Source organism: Marinovum sp. J2-8 (assembly GCF_055808435.1).
Genome location: NZ_JBVVRZ010000001.1, coordinates 393,932 through 409,275, shown reverse-complemented (window position 1 = coordinate 409,275; position 15,344 = coordinate 393,932). Strand labels below are relative to the sequence as shown.

Below are 15,344 nucleotides of genomic sequence, written 5' to 3'. Positions count from 1 at the left end.
CCCCTTGGTCCTTGAACAGTGACGGGATGCAGTCGCAGGCATCCCGGTTGCAGGGGAATGTAGACACTTGGCCGGGATCAACAAAACAAAGTCTTCTCAAATTCCCGTGGTATGACTGTAACGTTTCGCGGTGCTTACTTACTGGGCCCGACCACATCACGCATGGATACCGATCGGCCATTGTCCTGCATCATCCGCACATGCAGACGCCGGATCAGCCGCGGTTCGGCCACGCCGACGGAATGGGCAATGATTTCGACCTCTTTGATGATCTGGCTGGCATAGCGCGCCACGCGCACCTCTTTGTCTTCGACCACCAACCCCTTTTGAAACCGCGGATCATGGGTGGTGATGCCGGTGGGGCAGGTGTTCTTGTTACACTTCAGCGCCTGAATACAGCCAAGCGCAAACATGAAGCCGCGCGCCGATACCACAAAATCGGCCCCCGCCGCAAGCGCCCAGGCCACATCGCCGGGATTGACCATCTTGGCCCCGGCAATCAGGCGGATGCGATCCTTCAGCCCCGCCGCATTGCGCATATCGGCCACCAGCGGCAGGCTTTCGCGCACCGACATCCCCACCAGATCCATCAGCGGCATCGGCGCGGCGCCGGTGCCGCCCTCGCCGCCATCAATGGTCAGAAAGTCCGGCGCGCTGTCCGACCCGCGCCGCCCGATTTCCTCAAACAGGCCGGCAATCCCTTCTTCCGAGCCGACCACCATCTTCAAGCCAACAGGTTTGCCCGTCACCCGGCGCACCCGGTCGATCAGGTTCAACATGTCACCCCAATCATCAACCCCGGTGTGGCGGTTTGGCGAAATCCCGTCCTGCCCGACCTCCAGCCCGCGAATGGCGGCAATCTCGGGCGTGACCTTGGCCCCCGGCAGGATACCACCTTTGCCGGGTTTGGCGCCTTGGCTCATCTTGATCTCGAACATGCGCACGGTTTCATGTGCCGCCATTTCGCGCAGCTTGTCGTCGCTCAACCGCCCATCGGGGCCGCGCACGCCGAAATTCGCCGTGCCGATCTGAAACACCACATCACAGCCCCCTTCCAGGTGGAACGGGCTGAGCCCGCCCTCGCCGGTGTTCAGCCAGATGCCGGCGGCCTTTGCCCCGCGGCTGAGCGCACGCACCGCCGGTTTGGAAATCGCACCATAAGACATGCCGGAAATATTGAAGATCGACGGCGCGGTAAACGGGCGCGGCACGCCTTCGCCGATGACCATCGGCGCGGTCTTGGCAAATTGGTCATCCAGCGGCGGAAAGGCCGAGTTCACGAAAATCGGCGTTCCCGGCACATCTGTGTTCCGGGTCGAGCCGAACGCCACCATATTGTCCACGCCCTTGGCCGCGTGATCCACCCAATCGCGCTGCGCACGGTTGAACGGCAGTTCCTCGCGGTCCATGGCAAAGAAGTATTGGCGAAAGAATTCCCCCAGCCCGGAAAACAGATACCGAAACCGCCCAATCACCGGATAATTGCGCCGGATCGCATCGGCGCGCTGGGTCCGGTCAATAAAGAACATGACCACCGCTGTCAGAAGCAACAGACCGAACAGCCCGGCAAACAACACCGCCACGAAATTTACGATTTGGAATGCGAGGCCCATCAACGACTCCTTTGTGCGGCGCTTTTGTCCGTGCGAACCATCGCGCGTTCGCCCCGTCGCGGCAACGGACAATTGCACCTTTCGGGGCGGCAAATACCCCACTTATGTGTCGGTTTGCGCGCAGCTTGGCGAAAATCGTATTCCCACACCGCGACCGCCCGGGGTCGGTCATAATCTGACCACAATCCACGCCAAGAACCATGATTGTTTCGTCATCCAATGCAGCGACAGGAGATAGAGCGTTGCCCGTGAATTCAAAAATTACCCAAGGCACAACCCTTTACGTCAATCCCATCGCCCCGATTTTCGCGGGCCCGCTTTCCGATTTGGTCAACGGCACATCGTTTGACGATATCATGTATGGACAGGCCGGCGACGACACGATGGGCGGCAGCAGTGGCGACGACCTGATGTTTGGGAATCAAGGCAATGATTACCTGCGCGGCAATTGGGGCCTGGACACCCTTTGGGGCGGCGACGGCGATGACCGGCTCGAAGCGGGTGGCAAGGATGATGTCCTGCATGGCGGGACAGGCAACGACACATTGCGCGGCGGCACCGGTGACGACCTGATGAACGGCGGCACCGGCGATGACTCGCTCAATGGCGGCGATGGCAAGGATACGCTGAACGGCAACAGCGGCATCGACAAATTGGTGGGCGCCAATGGCAATGACGTGATGGACGGCGGCGACGGTGACGACACGCTCTTTGGCGGCAATGGCAATGATACCATGCTGGGCGGAAACGGTCAGGACAGTATCTATGGCAGCAGCGGCAATGACGTCGCCGCGGGTGGTATCGGCGACGATACCCTGCGCGGCGGCAACGGCAACGACAGACTGTCGGGTGACGCGGGCCGGGATGACCTGCGCGGTGGCAACGGCAATGACCTGCTGGATGGCGGCCAGGGCGATGACAATGTGATTGCCGGGGACGGCACCGACACATTGTTCGGGGGCGAGGGCAATGATCGGCTGGTGGGCGGAAATCACAACGACCTGATCCATGGCGGCGATGACCAGGACACGCTTTTCGGCGGTGAAGGCAATGACACCCTGAACGGCGATGCAGGTATGGACATCCTTTATGGCGGCAATGGCCGGGACATCCTGAACGGCGGCGCAGGCGAAGACCGGCTCTGGGGCGGCGGTGGTCGCGACGCCCTGACGGGTGGCGACGGCAACGACACGCTTAGCGGTGGCGCTGACAATGACACGCTGAACGGTGGGGCCGGCGATGACTACCTGCAGGGCGGATATGGCAACGATCTTTTTGTATTTGATACAATGTCCGGCAATGACACCATTCAGGGCTTTGGCACGGGCGCAGATAGGCTGGATTTGACCGCACTTGGCTTGAACGACACCAGCGATCTGCTGTTCGCCGACACCGACACCGGTTTGAAAATCGAAACACCGGACGGCAGCAGCATCTTGCTGCTTGGCACGTCGATGTCGAATTTCGACACCGAAGCCATCCTGATTTAGGCTAACACGGCCATAAAAAACGCGCCGGAGCGATCCGGCGCGTTTCTATATGGCTCAGCACATGGGCAGTCTTTCACCCGCGCCGGTCAATGAACGACCGCATCATCCGGTCTGGGCCGATTGGTCGCCGCCACGCGGTCGCCGATGATCAACCCCTCTGCCCCGGCACTGACCGGCAACAGATCCCCATCGGCCACATCCCCAGCCAGCAGCATTTCCGCCAGCGGATCCTGCAAGGCGCGCTGGATCACCCGTTTCAACGGACGTGCGCCAAACACCGGATCATACCCTTCATCAGCCAGCCATTTGGTCGCCGCCTCGTCCAGATCCAGCTCGATCTTGCGGGCCGCCAGACGTTTGACCAGCCGGGCAAGCTGAATATCGACGATCCCCGCCATATCCTCGCGCTTGAGCCGGTCAAAAATGATGGTTTCATCCAACCGGTTGAGGAATTCTGGCCGGAAATGCACCCGCACCGCATCCATCACATCGCGCCGCGCCTGGGCACTGTCGGCACCTTCGGGCAGTTGTGACAACGCCTGCGACCCAAGGTTCGAGGTCAACACAATCAAGGTCTGCTTGAAATCCACGGTCCGGCCCTGACCATCGGTCAGCACACCATCATCGAGCACCTGCAACAGCACATTGAACACGTCCGGATGCGCCTTTTCGACCTCGTCGAACAAGACAACCTGATAAGGTCGCCGCCGCACCGCTTCGGTCAACACCCCACCTTCGTCATAGCCGACATAGCCCGGAGGCGCACCGATCAGACGGGATACTGCGTGTTTTTCCATGAACTCAGACATGTCGATGCGCACCATCGCGTTGTCATCGTCAAACAGGAAATTCGCCACCGCCTTGGTCAGCTCGGTTTTCCCCACGCCTGTTGGCCCAAGGAACAGGAACGATCCCAGCGGCCGCCCTTCGTCGTTCAGGCCCGCACGCGCCCGGCGCACGGCATTCGACACGGCCTTGACCGCCTGATCCTGACCGATCACCCGGCGATGCAGCTCCTGTTCCATCCGCAGCAGCTTTTCGCGTTCCCCTTCCAGCATCCGCGAGGTCGGGATGCCGGTCCAGCGTTCGACAACCTGCGCAATCTGTTCAGGACGCACAGCCTCTTCGACCATGACGCCGTCCTGCTCTTGCTCCTCGGCCTGCAACAGCTGCTTTTCCAACTGCGGGATCACGCCATACGACAGCTCACCCGCCTTGGCCAAATCACCGTTGCGTTTCGCAATGTCCAATTCGGCCCGCGCCCGGTCCAGCTTCTCCTTGATATCACGTGCCGCGCTCAGCTTGTCGCGCTCGGCCTGCCATTTCGCGGTCAGCTGCGCCGATTGATCCTGCAGATCCCCCAATTCACGCTCCAGCTTGTCCAGCCGGTCCTTGGACGCCTGATCATCTTCCTTGCGCAGCGCCTCGGCCTCGATCTGCTTTTGCAGAATATCGCGGTCCAAAGCGTCCAGCTCTTCCGGTTTGGAATCCACCGCCATCCGCAAACGCGACGCGGCTTCGTCCATCAGGTCGATGGCCTTGTCCGGCAAAAACCGGTCAGTGATATACCGGTGCGACAGCTGCGCCGCCGCCACAAGGGCACTGTCGGAAATCCGCACCCCATGGTGCAACTCATACTTCTCCTTGATGCCGCGCAGGATGGAAATCGTGTCTTCCTCTGTGGGCTCTGCCACCATCAACGGCTGGAACCGCCGCGCCAGCGCAGCATCCTTTTCCACATGCTTGCGATATTCATCCAGCGTGGTCGCCCCGACACAATGCAACTCACCCCGCGCCAGCGCCGGTTTCAAGAGGTTCGAGGCATCCATCGCCCCATCCGCCTTGCCCGCACCGACCAGTGTGTGCATCTCGTCGATGAACAACACGATCTCGCCCGCTGCGGCCGTAACTTCCGACAGCACCGCTTTCAGACGTTCTTCAAATTCACCACGGTACTTTGCCCCGGCAATCAGCGCGCCCATGTCCAATGACAACAGCTTCTTGTTGCGCAGGCTTTCCGGCACATCGCCATTGACGATCCGCAGCGCCAGCCCCTCGGCAATTGCCGTCTTACCCACGCCCGGTTCACCGATCAGCACCGGGTTGTTCTTGGTCCGGCGGCTCAGCACCTGCATCGCACGGCGAATTTCCTCGTCGCGACCAATGATCGGGTCAATCCGGCCTTCGCGGGCACGTTCTGTCAGATCAAGACTGTATTTCTTCAACGCCTCATAGCCATCCTCGGCGCTGGCGGTATCGGCCGTGCGCCCCTTGCGGATGTCATTGATCGCCTCGTTCAGGCTCTGCGCGCTCACCGCACCAGCCTCCAGCGCCTTTTTGGCTTCGGATTTGACCAGGGCCAGCGCCATCAGAATCCGCTCGACCGGGACAAATGAATCCCCCGCCTTCTTGGCGACCTTCTCGGCCTCGTCCAGCACCTTGGCCGTCAGATTGTCCATATAGATCTGTCCGGCATCCCCCGACACCTTGGGAATTTTCCCCAACGCCAGATCATTGGCCTGCACCACACGCTCCGGTGCGCCACCCGACCGTTTGATCAGATTGGCGGACAGACCTTCTTCGTCATCCAGCAAAGCGCGCAAGATATGTTCCGGGGCCAACCGTTGGTGGTTTTCCCGCATGGCAATGGTCTGCGCCGCCTGAATAAACCCGCGCGACCGCTCCGTGAACTTCGCTAAGTCCATGGCTCTCTCCTTCATGTTAAGCGCCCGATTTCGACGATGCCCGACTGTGCGGCACACCCCCCTTTTGGGCCTCTGAACCATAGGTGGGCAAGCCCGATCAGGATTTCAAGGTAACGGCGGTATGACTGAAACGTGACGCCGCAAAATCGAACATCCCCTTCCTCTGCCGAATTATGGCCCCATCTTATCCACAAGGGCCGTGCACCTTAATGCTCTAGGAACGGAGACAGACATGCAGCTGAAAACCCGCATCACCGATGTCCGCCACAACGCGGAAACCGGTTCTTTCGAAGCCCAGGTAACCCTGATGGACGCCACCAACAGCTTCACCTACAGCATCGACTACCCGGCACCAATCGACACCGACCCCGATGTGATCAAATCCGCGCTCTCGGCGCGCGCCCGGGCGCAACACGCCCCGGACACCTGCACTCTGACCTGCAGCCGCACAACCCGATCTGCACCTGAACAAAACCTCGACATCGCAACCCATATCCTGAACGCGCGGCCGAACTATTTGGCACAAATCCTGCACCGCTAACCACACTGCGCAGATGCTGCTGCGGGCGCAATTCGGTCTTTCTCCTGGCCAAATATCCCGGGGGTCTGGGGGCTGGCCCCCAGCCTGTCGGCACGCCCCGGCGTGACGACACAAACATCGACGCACTGGCTTTTCCGGCCCGAAACCCCTTGCCTTACCGACACCAGCGCGCAAAACACGGGCGGATCGAACCCAGCCAAGGAACCGCGCCCATGCCCCCTCTGTCCGATGACCGCCTGATTGTTGCCCTCGATGTCCCCAATGCCGTGGCGGGTCTGGCCCTGACCGAACAGCTGGGCGATGCCGTCAGCTTCTATAAAATCGGCCTTGGCATGTTGACGGGCGGCGGGCTTGCGCTGGCCAACGAGTTGAAGTCAGAACAGGGCAAACGCATCTTTCTGGACATGAAATTGTTCGATATCGGCGCCACGGTCGAAGCGGCAGTGCGCGGGTTGGCGCAATTCGACCTCGATTTCCTCACCGTTCATGGCGACCCCCAGGTCGTACGCGCCGCCAAGGAAGGCGCCGCCGGCAAGGACATGAAAATCCTGGCGGTAACCGTGCTGACATCGCTGGATCGTGCGGACCTCGATGCGGCCCTGATCGCGCCGGGCGACATTGCCGAGATTGTCACCACCCGCGCCGCCCGCGCGTTTGAGGCCGGGGCCGACGGTGTGATCGCTTCTGCCCGCGAGGCCGCGATGATCCGCGCCCTGCCCGAGGCCGCAGGCCGCCTGATCGTGACCCCCGGCATTCGTCCGACCGGCGCGGCAGACGACGACCAGAAACGCATCGTGACCCCAAGGAATGCCATCACCAATGGCGCAGACCACATCGTGGTCGGTCGCCCGGTCTGGCAAGCCTCCGCCCCGCGTGAGGCCGCGCAGGCAATCGTCTCGGAATTGAACCGCTAATCTTTGGTTCTGGGTCTCTGTTACCGGGTCACTGTGTTACAGGGTTGCTGAACAGGGTCACGGCGGGTCGTTTCCGCGGCCACCGCGCTGACCACCTGGCCCCCAAACCTTTACCCTCAATCTTTCGCCCCCAATCGTTTGAATGCAGGAGGATCATCCATGGCAACCGGCACCGATATTCGCACCTATTTTCAGGGCCAATGGCACGATGGCGATCTCGCCGTGATGAAAGCGGCGGATCACGGCTCCTGGCTGGGCACCACGGTGTTTGATGGCGCGCGGATGGTCAACGGTTTGACGCCGGACCTCGATCGCCATTGCGCCCGCGTCAACCGCTCGGCCGAGGCCCTGATGATCACCCCCACGGTCAGCCCCGACGATATGGTGGCGATCATCCGCGAGGGTCTGGCCAGCTATGCGCCGGGCACCGCTGTCTATATCCGCCCCATGTACTGGGCGCTCGAGGGCGACTTTCTCGGCATTGTGCCCAAGGCCGGCGTCACCGGATTTGCCATTTCGCTGGAGGCGATTCCAATGGCGCCGGACACCGCCGCCACCACATTGACCACCACCTCCTTTCACCGTCCGGTGCTTGCCACTGCGGTGGTCAACGCCAAGGCCGGCTGCCTTTATCCCAACAATGCCCGCATGCTGGCCGAAGCCCGCCACAAGGGATTTGGCAATGCGCTGGTGGCGGACGCATTGGGCAATGTCGCGGAAACCGCCAGCGCCAATGTCTTTATGGTGCGTGACAATGTGGTCCTGACCCCGATCGCCAATGGCACGTTTCTGGCCGGGATCACCCGCGCCCGCCATATCGAAAACCTGCGCGCCGATGGGGTCGAGGTGGTTGAAACCGTACTCAGCTTTGCCGATTTCCATACCGCGGACGAGGTATTCCTGTCCGGCAACATGATGAAGGTCACGCCAGTCACCGCCTTTGATGACACACAATATCAAATTGGTCCGCTGACCCAACGGGTGCGGTCGCTCTATTGGGACTGGGCCGCAAGCCAGCGATAATCAACCTCGGGGCTTTTGCCACATAATTCAATTGTCCGCCTGCCGGAATAGAGGCATGATCCGCCCGCGAAGGAGTATCACAATGCGCAAGTTTCTAGTCGTACTTGACGACAGCCGCGAATGCCTTAACGCCATGCGCTTTGCAGCAATGCGGGCCAGCCACACCGGCGGTGGCGTGGAAATCCTTTCGGTGATTCCACCGGACGAGTTCAACCATTGGATCGGGGTCGGTGACATCATGCGCGAAGAGGCGCGGGAACGGATTCACGCCCATTTCGAGGTTTTTGCCAAATGGATGCGGGACCGTCAGAATGTCGACCCGGAGCTGGTCATCCGCGAGGGTGAGCCCGTGACCGAAATCATCGCCCAGGTTCAGGATGATTCCGAAATCGGTGTTCTGGTTCTTGGGGCTGGCACCGACAAAAAGGGCCCCGGCCCGCTGGTGACCCAATTGACCCGCAATGCCGGCTCTTTGCCGGTGCCGATTACCATTGTGCCCGGTGATCTGTCCAAGGACCGGCTGGAGGCTATCACCTGACCGGCGACCCCAGCTGTTTTAGAATCATTCCAAACATTGACATCGCGGGCCCGGATCGACATATCTGAGGTCAGCGATAAGGAATATGTCCCATGTTCATCCAGACCGAATCCACCCCCAATCCCGCGACCCTGAAATTCCTGCCGGGTCAAACCGTGCTGGAAATGGGCACCGCAGATTTCCCCAGCGCCGACGGCGCGGCGGCCTCGCCGCTGGCGGAACGGCTGTTTGCCGTGCCGGGGGTCGAAGGTGTGTTTTTCGGCCATGACTTTGTGACCGTGACCAAAGCCGACACCATGGAATGGGACCACCTGAAACCCGCCATTCTGGGCGCAATCATGGAGCATTTCCAATCCGGCGCACCGGTGATGGCGGGGGATGTCGGCGGGTCTTCGGGCCATGCGGAACATTCTGGTGAAGATGGTGAAATCGTCAACCAGATCAAAGAGTTGCTCGACAGCCGCGTGCGCCCTGCCGTGGCCCAGGATGGGGGCGACATCACGTTCCACGGATTTGAACGCGGCGTTGTTTACCTGCATATGCAAGGGGCCTGTGCCGGGTGCCCGTCTTCGACGCTCACATTGAAAATGGGCATCGAAAACCTGTTGCGCCACTACATCCCCGAGGTGACAGAGGTGCGGCCCGTTGCCGTCTGATGACCTCGTTCTGGGATTTGATACATCGGCCGCGCATTGCGCGGCCGCTTTGCTGTCTGGTGATCGGCTGATCGCTCACCGCACGGACATGATGGCACGCGGTCAGGCCGAACGATTGTTCCCATTGCTGGAGGAGGTGCTCGCCGAAGGCGGCGCAGGCTGGCAGGATCTTTCTGCGCTTGGGGTCGGCATCGGTCCCGGCAATTTCACCGGCATCCGCATTTCCGTCTCGGCGGCGCGCGGGCTGGCATTGTCGCTGAACATTCCCGCTGTTGGCGTCAGCGCGCTGGCGGCCGCGGCCTATGGCCATGACAAGCCGGTGACCGCAATGATCGACGCCCGCCGCGACCGGGTCTATGTCCAGGAATTTCCATCCGGCGCGCCCCGTCTGATCGAGATCGCGGATTTCGTGCCGACATCGCCGATCACCGGCCCCGGCGCGGATCTCTTGGCAGGCGGCGATATTCGCCCGCAAATCTGTGATATTGCCGAGGCCACCGCCCGCATCGCCGCAGTGCGTTGCAACGGCGACGTAACCGCCCCGGCCCCGCTTTATATCCGTGCCGCCGATGCCGCGCCATCGCGTGACAGGCCCCCGGTGATGCTTGATGACACCTGAGGCCATGGCCGCGCTGCATGCAGCCTGTTTTCCAAACCGTCCGTGGAGCGCGGCAGAATTTGCCCAGCTGACCGAAGCGCGCGGCATGATCTGGCTGACCAGCCCGGACAATGACGGTCTGATGTTTGTGCAATCCATCCCGCCAGAGGCCGAAATCCTGACCATCGCCGTCGCCCCGCACGCCCAGCGAAAAGGCGTGGCGCGCAGTCTGATCGCCGATATGTGTGACAGGCTGCTTTCGGCTGGGGTCACCACCCTGTTTCTCGAAGTTGCCGAAGACAATACCGCCGCACGCGGGCTTTATGCCAATGCCGGTTTTGCCGAGTCCGGCCGCCGCAAGGCCTATTACCCGCGTGCCGAACAGCCTGCCGCAGATGCAGTCATCTTGCGCAAAAGTCTGGCCTAACCTCCCGTTTCCGCCACGGAAATACACAAGAATCGGTTGACCGTCCGCCTGCAACCCGGCCTTAATCGGCAATGATCCGGGTCGACCCGGACCAAGACCCACGTGCGGGGGCCACCCCGCCGTATTCCAACGGGAGCAACTTATGACTTTTCTGAACAAAATCCTTGCCACGACCGCAGCCACCGCGCTGATGGCTGGGGCGGCACTGGCGGATCCCGCGCTGATCTATGATCTTGGCGGCAAGTACGACAAAAGCTTTAACGAAGCCGCATTTAACGGTGCTGAACGTTGGGCCCAGGAAACCGGCGGCAAGTATCTGGAAATCGAATTGCAGTCCGAAGCGCAACGTGAACAGGCGCTGCGCCGCTTTGCCGAAGCGGGTGCAAACCCGGTTGTGACCACAGGCTTTGCCATTGCATCGGCCATCGAAGAGGTCGCCGGCGACTATCCCGACACCAAATTCGTCAACATTGACGGCTTCCTGCCGGATGTGCCCGACAATGTGCAGATGATCGCGTTTCAAGAGCACCAGGGCTCCTACCTTGTTGGGATGCTGGCGGCGATGGCGTCTGAATCCGGCACCGTCGGCTTTATCGGGGGCATGGATGTGCCGTTGATCCGTCACTTTGGCTGTGGCTATGCCCAGGGCGCCAAGGCCGCAAACCCGGACATCAACATTGTGGCCAACATGACCGGCACCACGCCGACCGCATGGAATGACCCGGTCAAAGGCTCTGAGCTGGCAAAAGCCCAGATTTCGCAAGGCGCGGATGTGATTTACGCGGCTGCCGGCGGCACCGGTGTTGGCGTTCTGCAAACCGCCGCAGACGAGGGCATCCTGTCGATCGGCGTCGACAGCAACCAGAACCACCTGCACCCCGGCAAGGTTCTGACCTCGATGCTGAAACGGGTCGATGTCGCGGTCTATAACGCGATGATGGAAGGCGAAATGCTGGAAACCGGCGGCACCATGGTGTTGGGACTTGAAGAAAACGGCGTCGGCTATGCCGTGGACGAGTTCAACGAAGCGCTGCTGTCCGACGAGATGAAGGCCGCCGCCGACGAGGCGCGCCAAAAGATCATCGACGGCGAAATTGATGTTGTAAGCTACTATGCAAACGACAGCTGCCCGGTTCTGAACTTCTAAACCTGCGCAAAGTCGCGACACGGGCCGCGCCGGGAAATCGGCGCGGCCCTTCCAAATTGCCGAGGGCCCATGTTTCGCAAAACCGCCTTTGTACCTTGCTGTCTGCCCGATGCAGCAGCATCCGAAACCATCACGTTCGACATTGCAGAAGACGTCATGATCCACCGCGATGGGGCGGGCGATGCACGGTTTGAATTTCTGGCCGACGGGGACAGCCACTTGCAATGCGTGGCGCTTGATTCCAGGAATGCGCCGATCGCAGTGGAAAACACCTTTGCAAACACGGGTTTTATCCGGTTTCATGACATAGAAGTCGCACAGATCGCTCGCGCGGTCTGTCGCCGCCGGAATTAGGGGACGCAAATGACATCGGCACCGGCCATTGAACTCAAAGGCATATCCAAGGCGTTTGGCCCCGTTCAGGCCAACAAGGATATTTCGATCCGGGTCATGCCTGGCACGATCCACGGCATCATCGGCGAAAACGGCGCCGGGAAATCGACGCTAATGTCGATCCTGTATGGCTTCTACAAGGCTGACGCGGGCGAAATCTTTATTCAGGGCAACAAAACCACGATCACCGACAGCCAGACCGCGATTGCCGCGGGCATCGGCATGGTGTTTCAGCATTTCAAACTGGTGCCCAATTTCACCGTGCTGGAAAACGTCATCCTTGGCGCCGAAGACGGTGAATTGCTGCGCCCCTCACTGGCCAAAGCGCGCAAGGCCCTGACCGATCTGGCCGAAGAATATGAGTTGAAAATCGACCCCGACGCCGTGGTGGAAACGCTTTCGGTGGGTCACCAACAGCGGGTCGAGATCCTCAAAGCACTGTATCGTCAGGCCGATATCCTGATTCTGGACGAGCCGACCGGCGTGCTGACGCCCGCCGAAGCCGATCAATTGTTCCGCATTCTCAATCGCTTGCGCGAAGAGGGCAAAACGATCATCCTGATCACCCACAAGCTGCGGGAAATCATGGACATCACCAACACCGTCAGCGTCATGCGCCGGGGTGAGATGACCGCAACCGTCCAAACCACCGAAACCAACCCGGAGCACCTTGCAGAGCTGATGGTTGGTCGCAAGGTTCTGTTGCAGGTGGACAAGGACCCCGCAACGCCCGGCGCGCCGATCCTGGAAGTACGCAATCTGCGCGTGGTCGACAGCGCCGGTGTTGAACGGGTCAAAGGCATTGATCTGACGGTACACGCCGGCGAAATCCTTGGAATTGCGGGGGTGGCGGGCAACGGCCAGTCTGAATTGCTTGAGGTTCTGGGCGGCTATCGCACCGCGACCGGCGAAATCAGGATGAATGGCACCCCAATTGATCTGACCGGCAGCAAATCGGACGGCCAATCGCGCCGGGCGCGCGGCATTGCCCATGTGCCCGAAGATCGCCAGCGCGAGGGGCTGATCATGGATTATCAAGCCTGGGAAAACGCCGCCTTTGGCTATCATCATGACCCGGCCTTCCAATCCGGCATTCTGATGAACAACGCCGCGATCAAGGCCGACACGTTGCGCAAGATCGAAAAATTCGACGTGCGACCGCCCAACCCGATGCTTGCTGCGAAAAACTTCTCTGGTGGCAATCAACAGAAAATCGTTGTCGCCCGCGAGGTCGAGCGCAATCCCGATCTGTTGCTGGTGGGCCAGCCGACCCGCGGCGTCGACATCGGCGCCATTGAATTCATCCACCAACAGATTGTCGCCCTGCGTGATCAGGGCAAGGCGGTCTTGCTTGTCTCGGTCGAATTGGACGAAATTCTGTCCCTGTCGGACCGGGTGGCCGTGATGTTCGATGGCAAGGTGATGGGCGAACGGCTTGCCTCCGAGACGGATGAAAAAGAACTGGGGCTGATGATGGCCGGGATTACAGAGATGCCCGACAAACCAATCATCGAAGCGGTCGAAGAACAAATGGCAGCAAAAGAAGCGCGAGAGGCAAAGCACCATGGATAGAATGCCAGCATGGGCCGATGCGGTTCTGGTGCCGCTGATTTCGCTGATCCTTGCCGCGATCCTGTCGGCGCTGGTCATCATTGGCATCGGCGAAGATCCGGTTGCGGCCTTCAAACTGATGGTTGAGGGCGCGCTCATGCGCTCGTCTGGTTGGGGTTACACGCTCTATTACGCGACAAACTTCATCTTTACCGGCCTTGCGGTCGCCGTCGCCTTTCACGCCCGCCTGTTCAATATCGGCGGCGAGGGTCAGGCGATGCTGGGCGGGCTTGGGGTGGCGCTGATCTGTCTCTATATTCCTTGGCCGCATTGGACCTTAGCGGTTCTTGGGTCTGCTGTGGGCGCGGCGGCGTTCGGCGCGCTTTGGGCGTTGATCCCCGCCTATCTTCAGGCGAAGCGCGGCAGCCATATCGTGATCACCACGATCATGTTCAACTTTATCGCTGCTGCTTTCCTCAACTACGTATTGGTCAATCTGCTTCGTCCGCCACGCGCAATGGACCCGGCCACCGCCAAATTCCCCGACGCCACCCATTTGCCGACCTTTCGGGACATGTTTTCCACCGCAGACAACATCCTGTTTCGCGGCGCCCCGGCGAATGTGACGTTCTTTCTGGCGTTGATCGCCTGTGTCGTGGTCTGGCTGCTGTTGTGGCGCACCCGGCTGGGCTATGAAATTCGCGCCTTTGGCCATTCCGAAAGCGCGGCGAAATATGCCGGCATCTCGCCGGTGCGGATCACCGTGGTGACCATGCTGATTTCCGGCGCTCTGGCCGGGTTGATGGCCCTGAACACCACCCAGGGCGAGGCCGAGCGCCTGGTGATGAATGCCACCGAGGGCGCCGGGTTCATCGGCATTGCGGTGGCACTTATGGGGCGGTCACATCCGTTGGGCGTCTTGCTGGCGGCGATCCTGTTCGGGTTTCTCTATCAGGGTGGGGCCGAATTGGCGCTCTGGACCAATATTCCACGCGAATTGATCGTGGTGATTCAGGCACTGGTGATCCTGTTCACCGGGGCGCTCGACAATATGGTGCGGATGCCGCTGGAACGTCTGTTCCTGGCGCTGCGCCGGAAAGAGAGCTGAGCGATGCAGGATATTATCGCCCATCTCCCCGCCTTCTTTGCGGCGTTTTCGATCCTTGTGGTCGCCGCATCCTCGCCCGGTCCGGCTGTGGCGCTGCTGCTTGGCATTGCCACCAGCCAAGGCCGCGGTCCGGCGTTGATCGCCACCACGGGAATCGCTGTCGGATCTCTCTGTCTGAACATCGCGACGCTGTTGGGTGTGGGGCTGTTGATCGCCGATGCCGCCTGGGCCATGCAGATTTTGCGCCTGATCGGGGCGGCCTATCTGTTGTGGTTGGCCTGGGGCGCATTTCGCAAGGCGATAGACCCGCCTGTGCTGAAGCCTGCGGCGGTGAAACCGCGTTCTGCGGTTCAACACTTTGCCACCGGCTATCTGTTGCAGGTCACCAACCCCAAGGCGATTGTGTTCTGGCTGGCCATCGCAGCCATCGGCGCGACCGAGGGCGGCAATGCGATGGTCATCGCGGCCTTCCTGGTTGCGGCCTTTGCCATTTCCTTTGGCTGTCACGCGGCCTGGGCGCTGCTGCTGTCATCACCGCCTGTGCGCAGTGCCTATGCGCGCGCACGGCGCTGGATCGAGGTCGCGCTTGGCGGCTTTTTCACCTTTGCCGCCTGGCGGCTGGCCACATCGGAGGCTTGAG

At 60.7% G+C, this 15,344-nt stretch carries 15 protein-coding genes; 13 read left to right on the top strand and 2 right to left on the bottom strand.

The features are described from left to right. Nucleotides 1–134: 134 nt before the first annotated feature. Nucleotides 135–1,613, bottom strand: coding sequence for an FMN-binding glutamate synthase family protein (locus AC0L4F_RS02055; RefSeq protein ID WP_244684730.1), 1,479 nt, complete (start codon nt 1,611–1,613; stop codon nt 135–137). A gap of 248 nt (nt 1,614–1,861) precedes the next feature. Here AC0L4F_RS02055 and AC0L4F_RS02050 point away from each other — a divergent pair, with 248 nt between their 5' ends. After that, on the top strand, nt 1,862–3,103 hold the full coding sequence (locus tag AC0L4F_RS02050; RefSeq protein ID WP_244684728.1) for a calcium-binding protein: 1,242 nt from the start codon (nt 1,862–1,864) through the stop codon (nt 3,101–3,103). A gap of 86 nt (nt 3,104–3,189) precedes the next feature. Here AC0L4F_RS02050 and clpB read toward each other — a convergent pair whose 3' ends face one another. Then, complete coding sequence (gene clpB, locus AC0L4F_RS02045) at nt 3,190–5,808, bottom strand: ATP-dependent chaperone ClpB (protein WP_244684726.1); 2,619 nt, start codon at nt 5,806–5,808, stop codon at nt 3,190–3,192. 232 nt (nt 5,809–6,040) lie between these two features. On the opposite strand from clpB, the gene AC0L4F_RS02040 reads away from it, so the two are divergent. The 12 genes from AC0L4F_RS02040 to AC0L4F_RS01985 all read left to right on the top strand — a co-directional run bounded on the left by AC0L4F_RS02040 (nt 6,041) and on the right by AC0L4F_RS01985 (nt 15,343). After that, on the top strand, nt 6,041–6,349 hold the full coding sequence (locus AC0L4F_RS02040; RefSeq protein WP_244684717.1) for a hypothetical protein: 309 nt from the start codon (nt 6,041–6,043) through the stop codon (nt 6,347–6,349). A gap of 212 nt (nt 6,350–6,561) precedes the next feature. Next, nucleotides 6,562–7,263 (top strand): orotidine-5'-phosphate decarboxylase, encoded by a 702-nt coding sequence (gene pyrF, locus AC0L4F_RS02035; protein ID WP_244684716.1) that lies wholly within the window; start codon nt 6,562–6,564, stop codon nt 7,261–7,263. A 159-nt stretch (nt 7,264–7,422) separates the two neighbouring features. Next, complete coding sequence (locus AC0L4F_RS02030; RefSeq protein ID WP_244684714.1) at nt 7,423–8,286, top strand: branched-chain amino acid aminotransferase; 864 nt, start codon at nt 7,423–7,425, stop codon at nt 8,284–8,286. 82 nt (nt 8,287–8,368) lie between these two features. Then, a complete protein-coding gene (locus tag AC0L4F_RS02025; RefSeq protein ID WP_244684712.1) occupies nt 8,369–8,824 on the top strand; it encodes a universal stress protein in 456 nt (151 codons plus the stop codon). 92 nt (nt 8,825–8,916) lie between these two features. Continuing rightward, nucleotides 8,917–9,480 carry a NifU family protein gene (locus AC0L4F_RS02020; protein ID WP_244684710.1) on the top strand — a complete coding sequence of 188 codons (564 nt, stop codon included), beginning with the start codon at nt 8,917–8,919 and terminating at the stop codon, nt 9,478–9,480. Further along, nucleotides 9,470–10,099, top strand: a complete 630-nt coding sequence (gene tsaB / locus AC0L4F_RS02015) for a tRNA (adenosine(37)-N6)-threonylcarbamoyltransferase complex dimerization subunit type 1 TsaB (protein ID WP_244684708.1) — start codon at nt 9,470–9,472, stop codon at nt 10,097–10,099. Before AC0L4F_RS02020 ends, tsaB begins: the two co-directional genes overlap by 11 nt. After that, on the top strand, nt 10,089–10,505 hold the full coding sequence (locus tag AC0L4F_RS02010; RefSeq protein ID WP_244684706.1) for a GNAT family N-acetyltransferase: 417 nt from the start codon (nt 10,089–10,091) through the stop codon (nt 10,503–10,505). Before tsaB ends, AC0L4F_RS02010 begins: the two co-directional genes overlap by 11 nt. 142 nt (nt 10,506–10,647) lie before the next feature. Beyond that, a complete protein-coding gene (locus AC0L4F_RS02005) occupies nt 10,648–11,652 on the top strand; it encodes a BMP family lipoprotein (RefSeq protein ID WP_244684704.1) in 1,005 nt (334 codons plus the stop codon). A 69-nt stretch (nt 11,653–11,721) separates the two neighbouring features. After that, nucleotides 11,722–12,006, top strand: coding sequence for a hypothetical protein (locus AC0L4F_RS02000; RefSeq protein WP_244684702.1), 285 nt, complete (start codon nt 11,722–11,724; stop codon nt 12,004–12,006). A gap of 9 nt (nt 12,007–12,015) precedes the next feature. Beyond that, on the top strand, nt 12,016–13,617 hold the full coding sequence (locus AC0L4F_RS01995) for an ABC transporter ATP-binding protein (protein WP_244684700.1): 1,602 nt from the start codon (nt 12,016–12,018) through the stop codon (nt 13,615–13,617). Next, complete coding sequence (locus tag AC0L4F_RS01990; RefSeq protein WP_244684698.1) at nt 13,610–14,704, top strand: ABC transporter permease; 1,095 nt, start codon at nt 13,610–13,612, stop codon at nt 14,702–14,704. Before AC0L4F_RS01995 ends, AC0L4F_RS01990 begins: the two co-directional genes overlap by 8 nt. Nucleotides 14,705–14,707: 3 nt before the next feature. Beyond that, nucleotides 14,708–15,343, top strand: a complete 636-nt coding sequence (locus tag AC0L4F_RS01985) for a LysE family translocator (RefSeq protein ID WP_244684695.1) — start codon at nt 14,708–14,710, stop codon at nt 15,341–15,343. Nucleotide 15,344 lies beyond the last annotated feature (1 nt).